Annotated in this window: 20 protein-coding genes; 3 read left to right on the top strand and 17 right to left on the bottom strand. The window is 60.7% G+C overall.

Features of this window, described 5'->3' with window-relative positions; genetic code table 11:
• The 12 genes from PHW69_05755 to PHW69_05700 all read right to left on the bottom strand — a co-directional run.
• Positions 1 to 877 (bottom strand): hypothetical protein (locus PHW69_05755; protein ID MDD4004694.1); only part of this gene is annotated, 877 nt, incomplete at its 3' end.
• Positions 874 to 1,920 carry a tRNA (adenosine(37)-N6)-threonylcarbamoyltransferase complex transferase subunit TsaD gene (gene tsaD, locus PHW69_05750; protein MDD4004693.1) on the bottom strand — a complete coding sequence of 349 codons (1,047 nt, stop codon included), beginning with the start codon at positions 1,918 to 1,920 and terminating at the stop codon, positions 874 to 876. The genes PHW69_05755 and tsaD, both read right to left, overlap by 4 nt.
• 41 nt (positions 1,921 to 1,961) lie before the next feature.
• On the bottom strand, positions 1,962 to 3,365 hold the full coding sequence (locus tag PHW69_05745) for a S41 family peptidase (protein MDD4004692.1): 1,404 nt from the start codon (positions 3,363 to 3,365) through the stop codon (positions 1,962 to 1,964).
• Between the two features lie 105 nt (positions 3,366 to 3,470).
• Entirely contained in the window at positions 3,471 to 4,640 is a 1,170-nt protein-coding gene (locus PHW69_05740; protein ID MDD4004691.1) for a peptidoglycan DD-metalloendopeptidase family protein, read from the bottom strand.
• On the bottom strand, positions 4,622 to 5,527 hold the full coding sequence (locus tag PHW69_05735; protein MDD4004690.1) for a permease-like cell division protein FtsX: 906 nt from the start codon (positions 5,525 to 5,527) through the stop codon (positions 4,622 to 4,624). Before PHW69_05735 ends, PHW69_05740 begins: the two co-directional genes overlap by 19 nt.
• Before the next feature lie 381 nt (positions 5,528 to 5,908).
• The gene (locus tag PHW69_05730; protein MDD4004689.1) at positions 5,909 to 7,303 is read right to left on the bottom strand and encodes a hypothetical protein; all 1,395 of its coding nucleotides are present in this window, start codon (positions 7,301 to 7,303) and stop codon (positions 5,909 to 5,911) included.
• Positions 7,304 to 7,452: 149 nt separating this feature from the next.
• On the bottom strand, positions 7,453 to 8,913 hold the full coding sequence (locus PHW69_05725) for a glycogen/starch synthase (GenBank protein MDD4004688.1): 1,461 nt from the start codon (positions 8,911 to 8,913) through the stop codon (positions 7,453 to 7,455).
• A gap of 4 nt (positions 8,914 to 8,917) precedes the next feature.
• Positions 8,918 to 9,937, bottom strand: a complete 1,020-nt coding sequence (gene galT / locus PHW69_05720) for a galactose-1-phosphate uridylyltransferase (GenBank protein ID MDD4004687.1) — start codon at positions 9,935 to 9,937, stop codon at positions 8,918 to 8,920.
• 24 nt (positions 9,938 to 9,961) lie between these two features.
• Positions 9,962 to 10,972, bottom strand: coding sequence for an SMC-Scp complex subunit ScpB (gene scpB, locus PHW69_05715; GenBank protein ID MDD4004686.1), 1,011 nt, complete (start codon positions 10,970 to 10,972; stop codon positions 9,962 to 9,964).
• A gap of 34 nt (positions 10,973 to 11,006) precedes the next feature.
• Positions 11,007 to 11,843 (bottom strand): segregation/condensation protein A, encoded by an 837-nt coding sequence (locus PHW69_05710; GenBank protein ID MDD4004685.1) that lies wholly within the window; start codon positions 11,841 to 11,843, stop codon positions 11,007 to 11,009.
• A gap of 5 nt (positions 11,844 to 11,848) precedes the next feature.
• The gene (gene trpS / locus PHW69_05705; GenBank protein ID MDD4004684.1) at positions 11,849 to 12,937 is read right to left on the bottom strand and encodes a tryptophan--tRNA ligase; all 1,089 of its coding nucleotides are present in this window, start codon (positions 12,935 to 12,937) and stop codon (positions 11,849 to 11,851) included.
• An 8-nt stretch (positions 12,938 to 12,945) separates the two neighbouring features.
• Positions 12,946 to 13,611 (bottom strand): site-2 protease family protein, encoded by a 666-nt coding sequence (locus PHW69_05700; protein MDD4004683.1) that lies wholly within the window; start codon positions 13,609 to 13,611, stop codon positions 12,946 to 12,948.
• 110 nt (positions 13,612 to 13,721) lie between these two features.
• Here PHW69_05700 and queD point away from each other — a divergent pair, with 110 nt between their 5' ends.
• From queD to folK, 3 genes are read left to right on the top strand one after another with little or no spacing between them, the layout of a single operon-like run.
• Complete coding sequence (gene queD / locus PHW69_05695) at positions 13,722 to 14,084, top strand: 6-carboxytetrahydropterin synthase QueD (GenBank protein ID MDD4004682.1); 363 nt, start codon at positions 13,722 to 13,724, stop codon at positions 14,082 to 14,084.
• Positions 14,085 to 14,086: 2 nt separating this feature from the next.
• The gene (gene folP, locus PHW69_05690) at positions 14,087 to 14,965 is read left to right on the top strand and encodes a dihydropteroate synthase (protein MDD4004681.1); all 879 of its coding nucleotides are present in this window, start codon (positions 14,087 to 14,089) and stop codon (positions 14,963 to 14,965) included.
• Positions 14,947 to 15,429, top strand: coding sequence for a 2-amino-4-hydroxy-6-hydroxymethyldihydropteridine diphosphokinase (gene folK, locus PHW69_05685; GenBank protein ID MDD4004680.1), 483 nt, complete (start codon positions 14,947 to 14,949; stop codon positions 15,427 to 15,429). Before folP ends, folK begins: the two co-directional genes overlap by 19 nt.
• Here folK and PHW69_05680 read toward each other — a convergent pair.
• From PHW69_05680 to PHW69_05660, 5 genes are all read right to left on the bottom strand, one after another.
• Positions 15,368 to 16,657 (bottom strand): hypothetical protein, encoded by a 1,290-nt coding sequence (locus PHW69_05680; protein MDD4004679.1) that lies wholly within the window; start codon positions 16,655 to 16,657, stop codon positions 15,368 to 15,370. The genes folK and PHW69_05680 overlap by 62 nt on opposite strands.
• A 304-nt stretch (positions 16,658 to 16,961) precedes the next feature.
• Positions 16,962 to 17,366, bottom strand: a complete 405-nt coding sequence (locus PHW69_05675; protein ID MDD4004678.1) for a response regulator — start codon at positions 17,364 to 17,366, stop codon at positions 16,962 to 16,964.
• Between the two features lie 287 nt (positions 17,367 to 17,653).
• The gene (locus tag PHW69_05670) at positions 17,654 to 18,820 is read right to left on the bottom strand and encodes a hypothetical protein (protein ID MDD4004677.1); all 1,167 of its coding nucleotides are present in this window, start codon (positions 18,818 to 18,820) and stop codon (positions 17,654 to 17,656) included.
• Entirely contained in the window at positions 18,817 to 19,452 is a 636-nt protein-coding gene (locus PHW69_05665) for a CpXC domain-containing protein (protein MDD4004676.1), read from the bottom strand. The genes PHW69_05670 and PHW69_05665 overlap by 4 nt, the downstream gene beginning before the upstream one ends.
• A 142-nt stretch (positions 19,453 to 19,594) precedes the next feature.
• The coding region (locus PHW69_05660) for a hypothetical protein (GenBank protein MDD4004675.1) at positions 19,595 to 20,531 on the bottom strand (937 nt) is incomplete at its 5' end.

Here is a 20,531-nt window from a genome sequence, read left to right as displayed (position 1 = left end):
AAAACTGCGGCGAGCGGCTGAGCACCGGAAGGTTATCGCTGGACAGAAAACGGTGCGATCCGAAAATACCGCCCGGAATGGACACCGTTTTGAGCGGAAACGGCTCCGTTCCGTCGGCCATGAAAACCGCGTCGCCCTTGCGCCGCGAAATGCACAGGCTGGCGCGCCCGTCAAGCATGGTGCCGCGCGAGCCTTTCTCCTGCAGAAGCGGCATATAGCCCGCTATGAACAGGTCCAGATACTGCTCGATCCCGCGCAGCGTTTCCTCGCGGTAAAGCGCACTGCGGCTGTTATCGGCCGAGAACAGGCTGCCGCCGTTGTTCCAGATCGAAGGCAGCATGTCCCGGATCGTGACGGTGCCGCGCAAATTGGAATTTTCAATAGGGCAATAGCCGCGCGCGCCGCGCCGCCGGTCAATAAGCAGGCGGCAGGCCGTGATCAGGCCGTCCCAGTCGGAGAGCAGTTTATCCGGGTCGGACGAGATTTCCCGCATATGGTCCACCCGGTAATGCAGCGCGCTCACGTCCATTATCCACGGCAGGCTGCACGCCAGCCGCTTGCGCCGGTGAATGCAGTGTTCCGCCAGCGGCCCGATCCAGCGCGACGCGTCAAACTCCACTCCGGCCTCGCCCAGATAAGCCAGCACTTCCATGCCGGCAAAAAGCGGCGTCCAGTAATGCGGCAGTTCGATAATATCCGGGAACTCCTCGGTTTCCGAACCACGCTGGTACTTGAAAAGCATTCGCCACATCGTTTCCCGGTTCACGATCCGCACACCGATGCCGCCGGCGTGCTGCGGGGCATACCGGTCCAGCAGAGCGCGCAGATCGGACCCGCTGGCAAGACCGGAATTGGGCAAAGCCCAGAACTGTATCACAACGCCCAGCTCCTCCCTCGAAGATCGGGATTGACCCGCACCGACCTGTCCCGGCAGATCGCGGCCGACAGCTTTTTGTGCGCCGCCAGCGCGATCATCGCGCCGTTATCGGTGCAGAACCGGCGTTCCACAAACCGCGCCGTTATGCCATGCCGGGCCGCGCGTTCGGCCAGAGTCCGGCGCAGGGCGGAGTTGGCGGACACGCCGCCGCCCACGGCTATATGCTTCACGCCGAAATGGCGCGCCGCCTTGACGGCCTTTACCGCAAGAGTTTCCACCACCGCCGTCTGAAAAGCCGAACATATTCCGGCCGGGTCGCGCCGCTTGCAGTCCCGCAAATAATAGCTGACCGCGGTTTTAAGCCCGCTGAAAGAAAAATCCCATGTGCCCGGCAGCAGCGGCCGCGGGAACTCGATATCCCGTTTTACCGCCGATCCGGCGTATTTTTCAACCACCGGCCCGCCCGGATAGCCCAAATCAAGCAGTTTGGCTATTTTATCGAACGCTTCTCCGGCCGCGTCGTCGCGCGTGCGGCCCAGCACCCGGTACAGGCCCGGCCCGCGCATGAGCCACAGCTCGGTATGCCCGCCCGAAACCGTCAAGGCGACAAGCGGATACTCCAGCGGCGCGGCGCTTGAATCCGAACGCAGTTCGCACGCGAAAATGTGTCCCTCCAGATGGTTGACCCCGATAACCGGCACGCCAAACATTTCCCCCACCGCGTGCGCCGCCACTTTGCCCACAAGCAGCGCGCCCGGCAGGCCCGGCCCGCGCGCGAACGCCACCGCGTCAACCGGCGGGTTCGAACCGGCGGAAAGCGCTCCGCCGCTTTCATAACCGCTGCCGGGATAGGACAGCGCCGCCCCTATCACTTCCGCTATTTTTTCGGTATGGGCTCGGCTGGCCAGCTCCGGCACCACCCCGTTATACTTCTTATGCAGGCCGATCTGCGAAAACACCTTATTGGAAAGCAGCCTGCGCCCGTCTTCCAGCACGGCGGCGGCGGTTTCGTCACAGGTGGTTTCGATCCCCAGAATGCGCATAAATCGCGAAGCCGCGCCGCCCGCCGCGCGGGCCGGCCCGGCTAAAGCGCCTTGCCTCCGGAGTTGAGATTGGCGAACACCGCGCGCGCCTTGAGTATTTCCACCGCTCGGTCGAGCGCTTCGTCCCGCACAGCCGGTTTTTCATCTTTCTTCGCGGCGGGCGTAAAAGGTTTGCCGTCTTTACCGGCGCCGGGTTTGGCGGCGCCGTTTTTAACTTCCCCGCCGGCCGGGGGTTCTTTCGCGGCTTTGGAATCCGCGCCCGGTTTTTCCTCCTTGCCCGGCTTGTAGATCTTGCTGTACTGCTCGAAAATCCTGACCATCGCGTCGCGGTCAACCTTCACCTCGATATCAGGGGTGATGCCGCCCGTGTCGTTTTTCGGATCGCGGTGGATTGATTTGCCGGACGGCGTGTAATACCGCGCCACGGTAAGCCGCAGGCCCGAACCGTCCACCAGCGGCACTATTGACTGCACGCTCGCTTTCCCGAAAGTCCGCGAACCGATAATGATCCCGCGCTTGTTGTCCTGCACCGCGCCGGACACTATTTCGCTGGCCGACGCCGAGCCGCCGTTGACCAGCACCACAAGCGGCAGGTCGGAATACGGGGCGGCGGCGTCGCTGCGAAACTCCTGGTAGTTCTCCGGCCGGCGGCCCTTGGTATACACTATCATCTTGTTCCGGTCGAGAAAAAACCGCGAGATGTCGCACGCCGCCGTCAGCAGCCCGCCGGGGTTATAGCGCAGGTCAAGAACCAGAGCCTGCATGCCCTGTTTTTTCAGCTCGGACAAAGCCTCGGCGGTTTTTTCCACGGCGTGCCCGGAAAAATCAATTATGTGGATATAGCCGATATTGCCGTCCATCAGCCGGTACTGCACGGTTTCGGGCACTATTTTGGCGCGAACCAGCTCATAGTCCTGCCGGATCCATTCGCCGTCCTTTTGCGCCGGCTCGCGCGCAACCGTGATTTTCACCTTTGTGCCTATCTTGCCGCGCAGCTTGTTCACGGCATCGTCGGCGGTTATATCCTGCGTGCTCTCGCCCTCGATGGCCACAATCTTGTCGCCGGGCTGGATGCCCGCCGCGTAAGCGGGAGTATTGGGCAGCGGCGTGACTATGGTAACAAATCCGTCGCGCGTGGTGATGGTGATGCCCAGCCCTCCGAACTCGCCTTCGGTGTCGCTTTTGACCTTGGCGTTTGTTTCGGGTTCCATAAACTGCGAAAAATCATCCAGCTCCCGCACAACGCCTTTTACCGCGCCGTAAATCAGCTTGTTGGAATCGGTTTCGTCCACATAATTGTCCTGCACTATGCGGAGCACCTGTATAAGTACCTTCAGTTTCTCATAGCTCTGGTCCACCGCCGACCGCGCGCTCGAAACAAGCATGCTGACAGCCACCACACCGGCTGCCAGCGCGATATATTTGCCGGTTCTGCCTTTTAACATAAGTTCTCCGTTGGCAACAACTTTGTCCGAAAATCCAGCCCGCCGCCGTTGCGCGTATAAGTTTTCATAAAAACGCCGCTCCGGACGCCATGCCGTCCGCTAAGCCTAATTGCTTTTTTTAAGCCATTTCACGGGGTCAACGGCGCGCGTGCCCGCCCTGATTTCAAAATAGACCGCGCTTTTGGCGTCGGTCTGCTTGAGCGAAGCCGTCATTGTGTCGAGCCCGGCCCGCGCTATGGCCGCGCCGGTATTCACCGCCGTGCCGCGCGCCACCATGATATCTTCCAGAAAACCGTAAACCGTAAAATACTGGCTGTCGTCATGCGAAACTATGACCACATTGCCGTACGACCGGAACGGGCCCGAATAAATCACCGAACCCGGCGCGACCGCCAGAACCGGCGTTCCGCGTTCGGCGGAGATGATAATGCCGTCGCGCTTTATCCAGGTTTTCAACGCCGGCACCGGCTCGCGGCCGTACGAACCTACAATATCGCCTTCAACCGGCCACGGCAGGCTGTGGCCCGCCAGCGGAATTTCGCCGGAGGACGTGATTTTTTTCTTCCTGAGCGCCGCGTTGGCGGACGCTTCGAACTTTTCCAGAAAATTCACCAGGCTCTGGGCCGAAGCGCGCAGGTCATCCAGCTCGCGCATCGTCTTTTTGTAATTGTCGCGGGTCTGATGCAGTTCGGAAAGTTTCGCTTCGTATTTCCTGCGCCGTACAGCCTCTTCCTTCGACAGCGCCTTGGAATGGATGCTCAGCTCGCTGTCCTTTTTCTCCAGCGTTTCCGCGCTCTCGACAGCGCTCGCCTTCTCGGATTCAAGGCTTTCATGCAGCGCGATTTTGTTGAAAATGGCCGCTTCGACAAACAGCCGGGAAACCAGCCGGTCCTCCCCGTAAAACCGGAACTCCGAGGCTTCCCGCACGGCATATTCGGCGATCTCGCCGGCCAGCACGCTTCGCCAGTACTGCTGGGCCGTGGCGAAAACTTTCTGCCGACCGCGGGTTTCCGCGATGTTTCGCCGCACCATGCCGATGCGCCGGTTCAAATCGTTCTTTTCCCGCAGGGTTGTGTTCTTCTGCTTGTCCAGAAACGAGATGTAGCGGTTAATGTCCTGTTCCTGCTTCTTGTACAGGTCAAGCTTTTTTCTGCGCGCATCCACTTCAGCCTGAATGCGCCGCAGCTCCTCTCTCCGGGTTTGGGCGTCCTGCGCCGCGGCCGGAGAAAGAAGAAAACAGGACAGCAATAAAAATACTAGCGGGTTTCTTTCCATCGGAACATTGTCCAGCCCAGCACGGCTCCGCAGGCCAGCATGCCGGCCTGCCGCCACAACACCGGCGCGCTCCACCACATCGGGCTCAGGTGCTTCATCGGATAAACCATCACCCACAAAATCGCCCATGCGCTTATCGCGCCCAGAAAACCGGACAGCATCCAGCTGACCGCCTGCCCGAATTTATAATCCAGCGGCAGGTGCTTTGCCGCGCTCAGTTCCACAAAAAACGCCAGCAGTATGATAGCTATCGCCGTAATCGCGATAACCATTGACAGCAGCCCGCTGTAAAACTCCGCCTGCAAAAGCGCGTACACCGCGTCCGGGTTATAGGAAACCCCGGAAATACCCTCAACCCGGCCCATTATCGCCGACTGCATCCACATGCCGATATTGCTTAGCGCGGTATCGTCGGCCTTGATGCTGAAATAGCGCGGCATCGGGTTCTGCCCGAACGTCAGCACGGTCTGCGCCAGCTCCGGGTCCTGCCGCTGGACCAGCGCGAAACTTTCATCCCGCGAAACGAACTTGACATAGGTGACATGGTCGCGCGCGAAAAGTTTGCTTTCAAGCGATTTTATCCGGGAATCGGGAACGTTGTCGTCCACTATAAGCAGGATTTTCAGATCATCCTTGAGCATCGCCGTGATAAGTTTCGCCTGACCCCTGAAAAACAGCACGGTCTGCGCCAGCAGGAACAGACACAGCGACAGCAGAAACATCACCCGGTGTCCCCGCAGAACCACACGGGTAAGGCCCTTAAAAAACCTGCCGCGCGGGCCTGGGCAGGACGCGCCCTCGCCCGCTACAGGCGGCGGGGGCGGCGCGGCCTGATAATAAACCGCTTCGGAATTTTCTTTACGGCCCGTACCACTGATTTCAGCCATACTTTTATTATATAAATTTAACCATTCAATGTAAGCATTCAAATGCCGCCGGACACCCTTGAATGTTTGCGGCGGCCCCGGTTGCAACCGGAGCCGCCGCAGAAAACGCTGGCATTCCGAACCGCTGTGCCAGGTAAAAACGGAACCGCCCGGCAAACACCTTTATTACGGTAACGGCAGCGGGAGAAGCTTTGCTCCGCGCTCAAGCAGGCGTCATAAAAGCAGTCTGTTCCCGGCCGGAGGGAACGCCGGCGTAACGGAAGCGGCGCAAAAACTGTCCTGCCGGCCAAACCCGCTGCGGCCGCCGGCCCTGCGGAACCTGCGCCGCACACGGACCGGCGCAAGGCCGGTCACAAATGCCGTGCCAGGATTATGCCTCGTTTATAATCTGCGGGCCTGCTGTATTGACGCGGGCTCGATATCCTGCACAAACGGATAACTGGCGGCGCGCCGGAAAGCGTCAAACGGCAGCCTGCCCGCCACTCTGACGACATACGCTGTTTCACCGCCAAGATCCGGCACTGCGGCTTTGTCGGCGGACAATGTTTTCCGCCATGAAAACCCCGCATGACGATGCAGCCGCCCAAGCGCGGTTTCCACAAATTCCGCGACCCGGTATCTGGCCGGCACGCTGATCGTGAGAACTACCGGCATCGTATAGGCCGTCTGCCCGGGCTCAAAATCACACGCCCGCTTGCCGACCCGCACACTCCTGACCAGCCCCGACTTTCGCAACACGGCGGCTTTTTTGGGAGGAAGCCAGCCGCGCACCAGAGCGATTTCACCGTCCGGACTGGCGTCCAAATCCCTTTCGTCCGGCAAAAAACCGCTCGCGTCCGTAATTTTCCGCACATAATTGCCCAAACCGCCGTTTTCACGCGCCGCCGTCATATCAACGGCAAGCGTGGCGAACCGGTAAAACGGCGTACCGTGCCCCGCCGCATCCGATGCCTGTGCACGCGCCACCGGCGCGCCTAAAGCTCCGGTATCGTAAACCGTGCGAACCCGGAAATCATTTCCGTACAAATACCGGCGGACCCGCGCGCCCTGTGAAAACCGCGCCAGCCGGGCACCGTTCAGCTCGTTAAGCAGCGCGCCGAATTCGGCCGGCCCCGTTTCCTGCGGCGCACGCCGGCCGCCTGACCCGCCCTGCACCGAAGATTTCAGAATTACATAACCCGGAGCGACAACGGATTTCTGTTCCGCCGGAAACCGGATTTTCCTGCGGGAATGACCGGCCATATCAGGCTCGATCGAAACAGGCCGTTCATATTCCGGCTCCAGAACAGCCGGCGTGACAGAATTTTTCAAGCCCGTCCGCGCAGTCTTGCCAGACCCGGCACTACCGTCGCCGGGCACGCGCAAAACCGCTACAGCCGGCTGAAAATGTGCCGCATTTATTGTTTCCCCGGCGATATCCAGCTCCGGCAGATAAAAATCCGTTCTGCCGGCCGGTTTCTTTTCAGCCGGAATTTTCGGCTTGGCCACAAGTGCCGCCGGCGGAGCATAGGCATCCCGAAATTCCGGCGCGCGCCCGGTTTTGGCCGGCGCGGCGGACTTGCCCGCACTGCGTCCGGAGTCCTGCGGCGGCGTCATATACCCGAAATTCAGCTCGGCAAAATCCTGCAGTTCAGCATCGGCGGGAAGACGCGCCGATCCGGTTCCGCTTCGGCCGGACTGATCGGCCGCCGTTTTTCCGGCAGCACCCGGCCCGGCGTGCGCGCAGATCGCGGCAGCCAGCAGCAAACCGATCGTTACAGTCGTTTTTCCGGTCATTAAATTCGCGGCACGTTCCGTAATATAACCTTCGCGCAGACACACCTGCCCCGCCCGCAAAACAACGGAATCAGCCTCAATACAATTCTATACCGGGACCGGAAACCGCACAATAGCCCAAAGGCCCTGCGCCATACTGCCCGAAAGACCTACTTTCTGGCTTTCGCCACCGCGCTTTCATAAAGCTGCAGGTACTGCCTGGCTGACAAATCCCAGGAATAATCGCCTTTCATCGCGGTACGCACAAACGTGCTCCATTTTTTGCTGTCCTTATATAGGGCCAGCGCGAGCGCGAGCGCATCCGCGAAAGCGGATTCGTCAATACGGCGCAGAAAAAACCCGTTGGGGTTGGAGTCGTCGGCATAACCGCGCACAGTATCGGCCAGCCCACCGGTCCGCGAAGCGACCGGCAGAGTGCCGTAACGCAGTGCGATCAGCTGACTCAGTCCGCACGGCTCGAAGCGGGAAGGCATCAGGAACAGATCGCAGCCGGCATAAATCCGGTGCGCCATCGCTTCGTCATGCGCGTTAAGGTAGAAAACCGAACCGGGAAACCGCTTTGCCAGACCCGTCACCTGCTCCTCCAGCGCGCGGTTGCCTGTCCCCAGAATAAAAAATTTCATCCGCCCGGCGTAGCTTTCAACAGCTTTTACAACAAGGTCTATGCCTTTCTGGTAATCCAGCCGCGAAACCACGCCCGCGCAGGGCGTATCGGCGCTGTACTCCAGCCCGCACATTTTATGCAGTGCCTGTTTGGCGAGCAGTTTGCCTTTCTCAAAAGATTTCACGTCGTAGCCGCGCGGCAGGTACGAATCCCATTCAGGATCCCAGACCTCCGTGTCTATTCCGTTGAGAATGCCCGCGCAGTCGGCTCCCCTGGCGCGGATAACGCCTTCCAGCCCGCGTCCCTTTTCCGGCGATTCGGAGATCTCGCGGCAATAAGTGGGGCTGACCGTGGAAACCATATCCGCGTAAACCAGCCCCGCTTTGAGGAAATTGAACCCATTATAATACTCCATCCGTTCGGGAGTATAGTCGGCCCAGCCGAACCCCGCCTTGAAATAGGCGGGCTTGGGAAATATACCCTGAAACGCCATGTTGTGAATTGTCAGCACCGAAGCGGCGCGCGCGTAAAACGCGTCTATGCTGTAAAGCGTTTTGAGATAGGCGGGGATAAGCGCGGTCTGCCAGTCGTTGCAGTGGATCACGTCGGGCTTGAACCCCGCGAATTTCGCGCCTTCAAGCACGGCGCGCGAAAAAAACATGAACCGTTCGTCGTTATCCGGGAAATCGCCCGCCGGAGTGCGGTACAGCCCCGTCCGGTCAAAATAATGGGGGTTATGCACGAAATAAACGCTTACCTTGCCCCACTCCATATAGGACAGGGCGGCCTTTTCGATCCGTCCGGTCCCTACCGGGATATTGAATGTACCCGGCAGCGATTTCAATGAAAAATTGCCCCCTCCTATGTTGCGGTAGCGGGGCAGAAACACCGCCACTTTATGGCCGCGGTACCGCGCCAGCACCTGGGCGAGCGCGCCTGCGACGTCAGCCAGCCCGCCGGTCTTGCAAAACGGAAAAACCTCGCTTGCCGCCAGAAGAATATTCATTTGTCTACTCCTTTCCGTGATTCCCCGCCAGACGGAGGTTTAAAAGCTCGGCGGCCCGTTCCGGCGCGACCGCGTTGATGTAGCAGCCGGTGCCCCATTCAAAACCGGCCACATGGGTCAGCTTCGGCATGATTTCCATATGCCAGTGGTAATACGGGCATTCCGCGTCCTGAACAGGAGTGGTGTGTATAAGCAGGTTAAGCGGAGGATCTTGCAGCGTATCGCGCAGTTTGGCCATCACCTGCTTGAGAATGAGCGCCAGCTCATGCGACTCGTCGCCGGTGATCGCGTCGAAATGCCCTTTATGCGCTTTCGGCAGAACCCACGTTTCAAACGGGAAGCGGCTGGCGTACGGCTCGAACGCGATAAACCCGTCCGACTCGCCCACAATCCTGCGGGCCGACCGGATTTCCTCTTTGATCATGTCGCAGAAAATGCACCGGTCCTTAAACCCGTAATGCCGCTGCGCGCCCTCCATTTCCTGAGCCACCCGGATGGGCACCATCGGCATCGCTATGATCTGCGAATGCGGATGGCTGAGCGACGCGCCCGCCGATTTGCCGTAATTCTTGAAAACCAGAATATATTTGAACCGCCGGTCTTTTTTCAGATCGGTCATGCGGTCCCTGTAAGCCCACAGCACGTCCTCCAGCTGCTTGATCTGCATGTCGGCCCAGTGGCTCCGGTGGTCAGGCGTTTCCACGATAACTTCATGCGCGCCGACTCCGTTCATCCGGTCGTACATGCCCTCGCCCTCGCGCTCCATATCCCCGCCGATCTGCAGCGCGGGATATTTGTTCGGCACCACGCGCACCCACCAGCCGGCCTTGTTTTTCTCGCGCCCGGGCGGATGATAGGCGATTATCTCCGGCGGCGTTATCGCCTCATGCCCGGCGCAGAAAGGGCATTTGGAAGCATCGTCGTTAAACTGCGGCGCGTGCGGAAAATCCGACGGGCGCAACGCCCGTTCCGACGCGATTATCACCCACCGCCCTATTACGGGATCTTTCCTGAACTCTGGCATAATGGCTCCGGCAATGCTGTCAAATTATTCCTGTTCGTCGGCGCAGTGCCGGCGGCCGCCGTCATCCGGCCGGCCGGCGGAGTCGGTTTCCCCGCCGCTTTCGCCGGATGAAACACCCCCCGCCGCCTGTTCTTCGCCGGGCCCGGCTGCGGACCCGGCGGGCGGATCCTCAGCGCCGGCTTGCCCCATTTCGCCGGCCGACCGGGCGGCAATTTCCAGCTCGGTCAGGTTTTCATCCGCCGGAACCGAATTCTCCGCCACGGCCCGGGTCAGTTCGGCGTTAAGCCCTTCCACGGTGTTTTCAGGCAGTTCGAAAAGCTCCGGCTGCCTGTTCTCATCAAGCGCCGAAGTGTCTATCCCGAACGATTCCAGCGTAGGCAGATCCTTGAGGCCCGCCAGCCCGAACAGCCTTAAAAATTCGGCGGTAGTGCCGTATAAAAGCGGCCGCCCGATCGTTTCCTTGCGGCCCACCACCTTCACTATGCCGCGCTCGATAAGCGTTTCCAGCGGGCCGATCACGTCCACGCCGCGCACGGCTTCCATTTCCGCGCGCGTTATCGGCTGGCGGTAAGCCGCTATGGCCAGGGTTTCCAGCGCGGCCGCCGACAGTTTCGCCGACATCCGTTCCCCGTACAGCCTGCGCACCCAGCGCCCGAACTCCGGCTTGGTGGACATCTGGTATCCGCCGCCCACCTCGATAATCTGCACGGAACTGCCCGACTCCAGATACTCCTTCTGGATCTTCTTGATCACCCCGAGCGCAAAATCGGCGTTATTCACTTCCGCCACGGAGCAGATCTTGCCGAGCGGAACCGGCTTGTCGGTTATGAACAGCACCGTTTCGATAATCCTGCGAAGCTCCGCCTCGGTTATGCTTTCAATCGCGTCAACGGCGGCCTCCGCCTGCCCGGCGGCAGGTTCCGCGTCCGGCGCAGCGGCTTCCGCCGCGGGCTCAGCCTGAACGGCCGCTTCGTCCGCCCGCGCGGAGTCCTGCTCCAGCGCGGCTTCTTTTTCCTCGTCCTGGTCTGAAAACATTATGACTCCCGATAACAACTGCCCTTGAAATCCGTTACTGACCGGCCCCGCCGGCCTGATCAGGCGACGGCGCGCCCGGTTCCTGTCGCGCGGCGCGCTCCTGCGCGTTATGCTGTTCGGCCCAGGCGCGCTGTTCCGCTTCCTCGCGGGCGGCGTCTTCAACGGGCCGCCGGTACACCCTGATCTCGCCGAACAGCTCGTCCTGCCGGGTGATGAGCTTTTTCAGTTTCATCAGTTCCAGCAGCGCCATAAAACAGGTGATAACACCCATTTTATGGGTTTCCGGCGCGAAGGCATCGTCAAACAGGATCCATTCGCGCGCCCGCAGCATGTTGAGAATGCGGTCCATGCGCTTTTCAATCGGAAAGGTTTCGCCTGAAATTATCCGGTCCGCTTCCGTCCCGATCCGGGTGAAGGCGCGCTTGACGGCCTCCATCAGCTCGACCATTTCCAGATTGAGCACTTTGTCGGAATCGGAAAACACCGGACTGCCCCGGTAATACACGTCCTTGAACACCTCGAACCGGTCATTGAGAAATCTGGAGGCTTCCTTGAATTTCTGGTAATCGGCGAGCTTCTGGATAAGATCGGCCTTCGGGTCCGGCCCTTCCTCCTCGCCAGGCGCCGCCTGCGAAGGCAAAAGCATCTGCGTCTTTATCTGCATCAGCGTGGTCGCCATTACGAGAAACTCGCCCGCCACTTCGAGATTCAGTTCCTTTATCGCCTCGATGTAATCAAGGTATTCTCTGGTAATCTGCGCTATGGGAATATCGTAAATATCAAGATTGTTCTTGCGGATAAGGTGCAGCAGAAGGTCCATGGGGCCTTCGAAAATGTCTATATGCACATCCATCGCCGGAATATTGAGCATAGGCGCTATCTGATGCGCATGGCGCGGCGCACCTGCTCCATAGTACCGCGCACCGTATCGCGCACGCGGACAGCGCCGGCCTCCAGAATTGCATCCACCCGGCCGGGATCCTTTTCCACTTCCGCGCGGCGCGCCCGGAACGCCGCTATTGCCGGTTCCATCAGCTCAAACAGATGTTTCTTGCACGCCACACAGCCGAGCGAGCCGGCCCGGCACTCCGTTTCCCGGACGGCATGGGCCGGATTATAAAGCCGGTGAAAAGCGAACACAACGCATCCGTCAGGATTGGCGGGATCTTTAAGGCCTTTTTTGTTCGGATCGGTGAACATCGCCATGACTTTTCCGCGCAGGCTGTCAGACTCCTCGCCCATTTCTATTGCGTTGCGGTAGGATTTCGACATTTTGCGCCCGTCCAGCCCCGGCACCCGCGCACTTTCGGTAAGCAGCGGCCTGGGTTCCGGGAACACCTGCCCGCCATAAAGATCGTCAAACCGGCGCACGATATCGCGCGCGATCTCGACATGGGCGATCTGATCCTTGCCGACTGGCACGAACTCCGCTTTATGAATAATGATATCCGCGGTCATCAGCACCGGGTAAGCCAGAAACCCGGCGGTCGCGAACTCGGTCATCGCCGACAGCTCCGCCTCGCTCTCCACCCCCGCGGCCGAACCCAGCGCCTGCATGGCCTTGCCGGAACTGGCTTTTTCGTCCTGCCCGGCGTACCGCTGGCGGTAAAGCTCGACCAGCTGTTCCTTGAAAGTGGGATTGCGCAACAGCCAGCCCAGCGGCGTGAACATTCCAAGCAAAAGCGCAAGTTCCGCTATTTCCGGCACGTCGGACTGGCGGTAAAGCGCGCTTTTGTCCGGGTCGAACCCGGCGGCCAGCCAGTCAATGACCATGCCGCGCCCGTTGGCGCGCAGCGCGGCGGTATCCTCATGGCCGGTGGTCAGCGCGTGCCAGTCAGCCACGAAAAAAGCGCAGTCGTATTTATCCTGCAGCGCGATCCAGTTTTTCAGCGCGCCCCAGTAATTGCCCAGATGGATCCGGCCCGTCGGCCGCATGCCCGACACAATCTTCGCTTTCTGTTCCATGCCAGCTCCTAAGGTGAAAAAATGCGCAGCGCGGAAAAAACCCACATCGCCAGCGCGATGGGCACGCGCAGGATAAGGTCCAGCCCGTGGGTGAACAGCAGGCCGATCAGTATCCACGGGCCGTACTGGTTGATCCGCGCGTATTTTTCCAGCGCGCCGCCCGACAGTTTGGCCGCCAGAATATGCGAACCGTCCAGCGGCGCCAGCGGGATAAGGTTGAAAAACGCCAGCACCAGATTGATCAGTACGCCGTAATACGCGCTTTTGAGAATCAGCACCGCGAGACTGCCTGACGTCAGCGCCATACCCAGCATCCCCACGGCGACCAGCGTAAGTTTGAAAAACAAGGCGAACAAGCCCGCCAGCGCGAAATTCGTAAGCGGGCCGGCCAGCGACACCCACATCATGTCGCGCCGCGGGCTTTCCAGCCGCAGCGGGTTCACCGGCACCGGCTTGGCCCAGCCGATTGCCGGAATGGAACTGAAAAACGCGATAACCGGCACTATTATAGTGCCGATCGGATCCACATGCGGCAGCGGATTGAGGGTAAGCCTGCCCATGAGCCCCGCCGTGTCGTCGCCCCGGCGCGCCGCAATATAGCCGTGCGCGTATTCGTGGCACACGATGGAGAATATCAGCACTGGCAGCTGAACGAAGAAACTTTCTGTCTGCATAGCGTTTATTTTAACATTTTTACCGTTGATATTATATATTGAGGCGGTTATGCGGCCGGCGGGCAAAATGCTATATTAACCCTGCCGCCGTTTGGCATACCGGAGAAAACATGATCCTTATAAAAAAATTCACTTTCGACGCGGCGCACAATCTGGTCCGTTACAAAGGCAAGTGCGAACGTCTGCACGGGCACACCTATCAGCTGGTCGTTAAACTGGAAGGCAAACCGCACCCGCGCGACGGCATGGTTATGGATTTCACCGACGTGAAAGCCCTCGTCGGCGAACTGGTGATAGAAAAACTGGACCACAATTATCTGAACGACACGGTGGCGCAGTCCACCGCGGAGAATCTCGCCATGTGGATCTGGGACCGGCTTGCGCCCGCGTTCCGCGCGCGCAAGCTCAAGCTGCTGGAAATCGAACTGTGGGAAACCGCCACCAGCGGCATTGTGTACCGCAAAGGCCGCTAACCATGAGCGGCGGGCAACCCGGTCTGAAAACCGTTCTGGCGGACGGACGCATGCTGCATTACCGTTCCATGCTGATTATGGGGATAATCAATATTACGCCGGACTCCTTTTACGCCGGCTCCCGCGCGCGGTCAGCCGAAACCGCCGCCGCCATAGCGGAGGAAATGCTGGCCGCCGGGGCGGATATTCTGGATATCGGAGGCGAATCCACCCGGCCGGGCGCCGAGCGGGTGGATCAGGCCACTGAAACGGCCCGCGTGACCGCCGCCGCCAGCGCGATCAAAAAACGTTTTCCGAACGCGCTGCTTTCCGTGGACACCTATAAAGCCGCCACCGCGCGCGCCGCCATAAACGCCGGGGCGGATATCATCAACGACATAAGCGCCATGTCGTTTGACCCGCTAATGCCGGAAACAGTGCGCGAAACCGGCGCGCCGGTCGTGCTCATGCATACGCGCGGCCCGGCGCGCGACATGCAGCGCAATGCGGTCTACCGGGACCCCGTTTCCGAAGTGCTGGATTATTTGCGGCAACGGCGTGACTTCGCGGCGGCCCGCGGCATCGGCCCGGATAAAGTGATTCTTGATCCCGGCATCGGATTTGCCAAGCTGCGCGAACATAATCTGGCGATCCTTCACAATATCGGCCGGTTCACTGAGCTGGGCGCGCCGGTGCTTGTCGGCGCGTCGCGCAAAACCTTTATCGGCCAGACGCTCGGCGCGCCCGGCGCGCCGCTGCCGCCGGAAAACCGGCTGGCCGGCACGCTGGCGGTTACCGCGTGGCTGGCGGCGCACGGCGTGCATATCGCGCGCGTGCATGACGTGGCGGAAAACGCCGGCGCCGCCAGAATGACGGCGGAACTATGCCTGCGGCCTACTTAAGCCTCGGCTCAAATCTGGGCGACCGCCGCGCAATGCTGGACTCCGCGCTCGTCCGGCTGGGAGAAAACGGCGTGGAAATTCTGGCGGTTTCCTCCTTTATCGAAACCGCGCCCTACGGCCGGACCGGCCAGCCCGCCTTTCTCAACTGCGCGGCCAAAATCCGCACCGCCCTGACAGCGCGCCAGCTGCTGGCGCTGGCCCTTGAAACGGAAGCGGAACTGGGCCGGACGCGCGTTCTGCGCTGGGGCCCGCGCACAATAGATATTGATATTATTTTTTACGGCGACGAAATCATAAACACGCCCGAACTGACGGTGCCTCACTACGACGCGCACAACCGCGCCTTCGTGCTGGGCCCGCTGTGCGAGCTTGACCCGGACTTAATACACCCGGTTTTGAAAATCAGTCTTTCCCTGCTGCTCCGCCGCCTGCAAAAGACAGCGCCGCGCCCGCAAGATAAATAGAGCCGATAACCGCCGCGAACCTCTTGCGCTCCGGCTCCGGCCCGACGACAAGCCGGGTCGCCGCGCGGCAGTCTTTCACCACGCGCACGCCGGTCAGCCGGCGCGCCAGCCCGCGCATTTTTTCAAACGCACCCGCGCTGCCGGGCACTTCGGTGACGGTTATATCGTCAAACGCCTTCGCCGCTTTCCGCAGCAGACGCCTTGAATCCCGGTTTCCCGACACTCCGAACAGCACGCTCATTCTGCCGGGCAGAATGCCGGCGGCGGCCATTTCTTTTATCGCGGCGAGATCGGCGTCCAGTGACGCGTCGTTATGCGCGCACGACACCAGCAGCGGATTGCAGCCGGGATACCGGACCACCTGCAGCCGCCACTCCCACACCCCGCCCGCGAGCGCGCGCCGCGCAAACGCCGTCCTAAAACGCGCGCCCAGAATATGCGCCGCGGCTCGCAAAGCCAGTCCGGCGTTCAAGGCAGCCGGCGCGCCAAACACCGCAATGCGGTACGCATGGCGCCCGAATTTAAATGAAACGCCGCGCCGGCGCAGGGTGATTTCCGCCGGCGGAACGCAAAACTCAAGCGACGCGCCGCCGGAACGCGCCCGCGCGCGCAACATTGCGGCAACGCATTTAAAAGGCTGCCGGCAGGAAAAAGCCGTTTCCGCCGCGCTTAAAGGGCCGGCTTTCGCCCCGGCGATTTGTCTGAGCGACGGGCCAAGCAGATCCCTGTGTTCCGGCGTGACCGCAGTATACAGAAGCAGCGGAGCCGCCAGCGCGGTAACCGCGTCGCCGGTGCCGCCCAGTCCGGTTTCCAGCACGGCAAACTCCACGCGCTCGGTTTTGAAAAACTCGGCCGCCATCAGGGTAAGCCGCTCGAATTGGGTCAGCCGGAATTTTTCGAACACCGGTTTGAGGGAAAAATACAGCGCGCCGAACTCCGTTTCCGAAATCCGCCGGCCGCCGGCCGCAATCCGTTCGCAGTAACTTACCAGATGCGGGGAGGTGTATAACCCCGTTTTAACGCCGTGCGCCTCTAAAATCCGGGCCAGGAAATAAGCCGCGGCGCCCTTGCCATTGGTGCCGATTACCTGCGCCCGGCCATAAGCCAGCTGGGGATTGCCGCGCGCGGCAAGCGCGCGGGCCAGTTCGTCGGTCCGCATGCGGCCAGGCTCAGGCATATAATGGAATTTCTCCAGTTCTTTTACCGCAAGCGAATAAGAGTTTTTCATGGCAATTCATTCCGCCCGGCAGACCGACGCGTTCCATATTTTATATATTCGCGGACCGGGCCGCCACTTTTCGGCAGCCGCCCCGGCCCGGTGTTCAGACACGGACACCGCTCCGTTACCGCCTTCAAAACCAGCGCCGGCTCCTGAAAAAACCACGAACCGCATTCCGTTGCGCACCCGGGCCGGCGCGGATTTGGTCTGACCCGTGAAAAAACGCGGGCGGCTTAAACGCCGCCCGCGCCACGAATACGCCTTGCACCCCACTGCCCCCCCGGACAACCCCGCTCCCTTTTGCAGAAACCGCTCAGCAGCCTTTTATTTTCCACGGCATATCTGTGCCGCCAATATCGCCGTCCGGCGGAATTTTGCCCGCCACGGATGAATACAGCACATCAGGAGAAGGCACTCCTGTCATCACGGTAACCGCGCCCGATTTAAGGGCGTTAACGGCAAAATCCATATCCCCGCATTCGCTCACCACTATCACAATCACATGCGGCACAAGGGCTTTCGCTTTCTCGACCAGCAAAAGCGTGTCCTTCCCCGCAAATTCCTGACAGATAAGCAACACGTCCGGACTGAATTCTTCTACAAGCGGCAACAATTCCTCGGCCGATGCCGCCGGAATCAGGCGGTAGCACCTGTCGAACACAGACGCTATCTCGGCCCTGCGCAACACGCTTCCCTCCGCAACCAGAATAGACCTCATAAGCCACCCCCCGGTGACTAGTCCGCATTCACTGAATTCCGCTCAGCTCCCCGCTTTTTGAAATACCTTCAAACCGCTCCGCATTGCCCCCGCTGCAGTTTGCGGCACCCGACTGCAGCATCGGACCTTTTGAAATATGGATACAAAGAAACAACTCCAAAACACAGGGCCGATATCTCGCCGCATGTTTTGACTAGTATATCCGCAAAGTGTTGCGGAAATATTACATACATCCGGATTATGAAACAATCAGAGCGGATTAGATTGCGTTATGCCTGTTTTGTAACCTAAGTAAACCGGGCCGGCCGGAACCGTTCCTTAAGCGCGGCAAGCGCGGCGGGCCGGTCTATAAACCGGTTCTGCCACTGAAGCTGCGCGTATTCGGTTATAAGCCGGGCCACCTGCGGGCCGATGATGCGGTATTGCATTATGTCGCGTCCGCGCACGAACCGGCGTTTGAGCGCGCTATCCGCCAGATCGGGAAACACGGCCCGGATAATGCGCTTTTGCGACCGGCTGAGATTGTTTTCCGGCGCGGCCCGCATGGCGCAGACCGCCGCGGTTTCTACAAGCGCGGCGCACAGTTCGCGCCGCAGGCCCAGCGATTTGAGAAACAGCGCGCCATCCGGCATCGAACACGCAAGCACGCCCAGCCGTTCATAATCGAACGCAATGCTGTCTTCCTGCGCGCAGCCGCTTTCATCCGGCTCAAGCCGCTCAAGCGCCGGATACCAGCGGATTCCCTCGCCCATATACCCGAACAGTTCGTCCGCCAGCCGGTTTGCAAACACCGCCTTTGCCGCACGCTCGTTTAAAATGCAGAGCAGTTCCCGCCCCAGCCTTGATTTCGACAGGCGGGCCGGATATTTCCCGGTGAGCGCGTTTTTCGCCAAAACCAGCGTTTCCGGCCCGGCGGCCCAGCCGAACCGGCCAGCGAAACGGATCAGCCGGTACAGCCGGGTGGGATCATCTTCAAAACTCCTGTCATGCAAAACCCGCAACTGGCCGGCTGCGGCATCGGAAATTGCGTTAAAGGGGTCGAGAACCGCTCCGAATGCGCCGGGCAGCAGGTTCATGGCGGCGGCGTTGACCGTGAAATCGCGCCGGCGCAAGTCGTGCTCGACTGTTGAAAACTCCACCTCCGGCAATGCGGCCGGTTTGGCGTAGGTTTCGGTGCGGGCGCGCGCAAAATCCATACCGGTTCCGTCAGGCAAGGTCAGCCGGCAGGTGCCGAACCGGCCGAATTTTTCCCATTCAAGGCCATGCCGCGCAGCCACATGGCCCGCCAGCGCTTCAGCCGGCCCTTCGGTGAGAATATCAAGATCCCTGGTGGCGAGCCCGAGCGCCCAGTCGCGCACGCAGCCGCCCACGGCCCACGCGCTTGTTCCTTTATCGCGGGCGCAGGCTCCGATGTCAGCCAGCAGGGCGCAGTATTCCGCCGGGACCCTGATCATGCCAGTTCCCTGTCCAGTTTCGGATCTTTCTCCAGCGCGGCCCGGAATTTCGCCAGCCGCGCAAGCGCCGGGTAGCCAGCCAGCACCTTGTCGCACGCGGGCAGCACCGCCGCCGCAGTCCGCCTGCCTCCGGGCGCGGGCACGCGGTAAGGCCAGTCACATTCGCGCGCCCGGGCGGGCGCAAGCATAACGGTTTCCAGCCCAAGCTCGCGCGCGGCGTATTCTATTATATCGCTCTCGTCACGCAGAAACTGCTCACTGACCAGAAATTCCTTCAGAAGCTCGGCCCCGAAAAACACAACCGGCTCGGCGTGCATTTTCAGCTCGCGCAGAAGGCCGTCCCTGAGCAGGGCGAATTCCTCGCGGAGTTTCCGTTCCACCTCGCCATGCTCGCCGGCCTGCGGGAACACGAAAATCGAAAGATCCGCCTGCGGATCAAGATAGACAACCGGCACGGATCCGTAAAACAGCTTGCCGCAAACCGGACACTGCACAAGATTTAGCTCGCCTCCGCGCACCATATCCTTCAAATCAGGATCTTCATCGGCGCGGATGAGGGTCCACACCTCGGCATCGAATTCGCCGCAGTCCTGCGGGCAGCTTACAGTAATGACTCCTTTAAGTGACGCCATAGCTTCTCCTTGATCTCCCGCTCCGGCCGCATGGCCCGGCGCATAAATCCGACGGTTTGCCAATGCATCAAAATCCGTTCCGCGCAAGCCAACCCGCAAACGAACCCGGAAACCGGGCATTTGTACGATACACCAAAATCCGCTACTGCGCAAGCCTGCGCAGGTATTCCCTGATAAGTTCGCCGCGCGCGCGCGGGTAATCCTCGCGCATGGACTGCATGGCTTTTTCCCGTATCGCGGCCGGCGGCAGATAATCCTCCGACGACGGCAGTCTGGCTCGCCCCGCGCTCTCGCGGCCCTGCGCCCCCTCGCGTTTGCGGCCGGAAGACTGATAGCCGGCACTCCGGCTGCTCATTTCCCGGCGGGTCCGCTCCAGCCGGTCGCGCCCGTCCTCAAGCAGTTTAAGCGCGCGGGCCTGACTGCCGGCGGCGGTGGAATCAAACGCGGCGAGCCTTTCGCCCGCCGCGCGCATCTCGGCGGACGCGGCATCAAGCCTGCCTGCCAGTTCCGGCGGAATCGGCAGGCCGTCTTCTTCGGCGAACCGGCGCGCGGAGCGGGCCAGCTCTTCGGTTTCGGAGAGAATGGCGCGCTGCTGCGCGCCGTCAAGCCCAAGCTGCTGTTTCTCGGAATCCGAAGGCGGCACCGGCGGGTCGGAAAGTTTTTCCAGTTCCGCGCCCACAGCGTCCTGTTCCGCCCGGATTGAAAGCAGTTCCTCCGCCACGGCAGGCGTGGTGACCGACACCGCATACAACCCGTTTTTCACCCCGCCGAAAATAGTGAGCGCGGCGCCGATTTTCAGAGCCCTGATCTCGCCCGCAAGCGCGCGCATGGCCGCAGGAATCTCCGGCCCGATATAACCGCCGCAAGACTCCGCCCGCAGGGCAAGCCGCAGCTGCCGGTCGGAAAGAACGGACACCATGTCGCGCTGCACCTGCGCGCGCCGGCCGGCCTGCGCCTCGGCCACGCCCTGCGTGACGGACAGCGCGCCCGACTGGCGCTCGGCCAGCGAGTCCAGCCGCGCCTGCATTTTGTCCAGTTCCGCGCGCGCCCTGGCGTCTTCGCCGCTGTCCGCATAATCG

This window comes from Elusimicrobiaceae bacterium (assembly GCA_028700325.1).
Classification (GTDB): Bacteria; Elusimicrobiota; Elusimicrobia; order Elusimicrobiales; family Elusimicrobiaceae; genus JAQVSV01.
The sequence above is the reverse complement of the archived record's forward strand: the minus strand, read 5'-3'. Positions and strand labels throughout refer to the sequence as shown.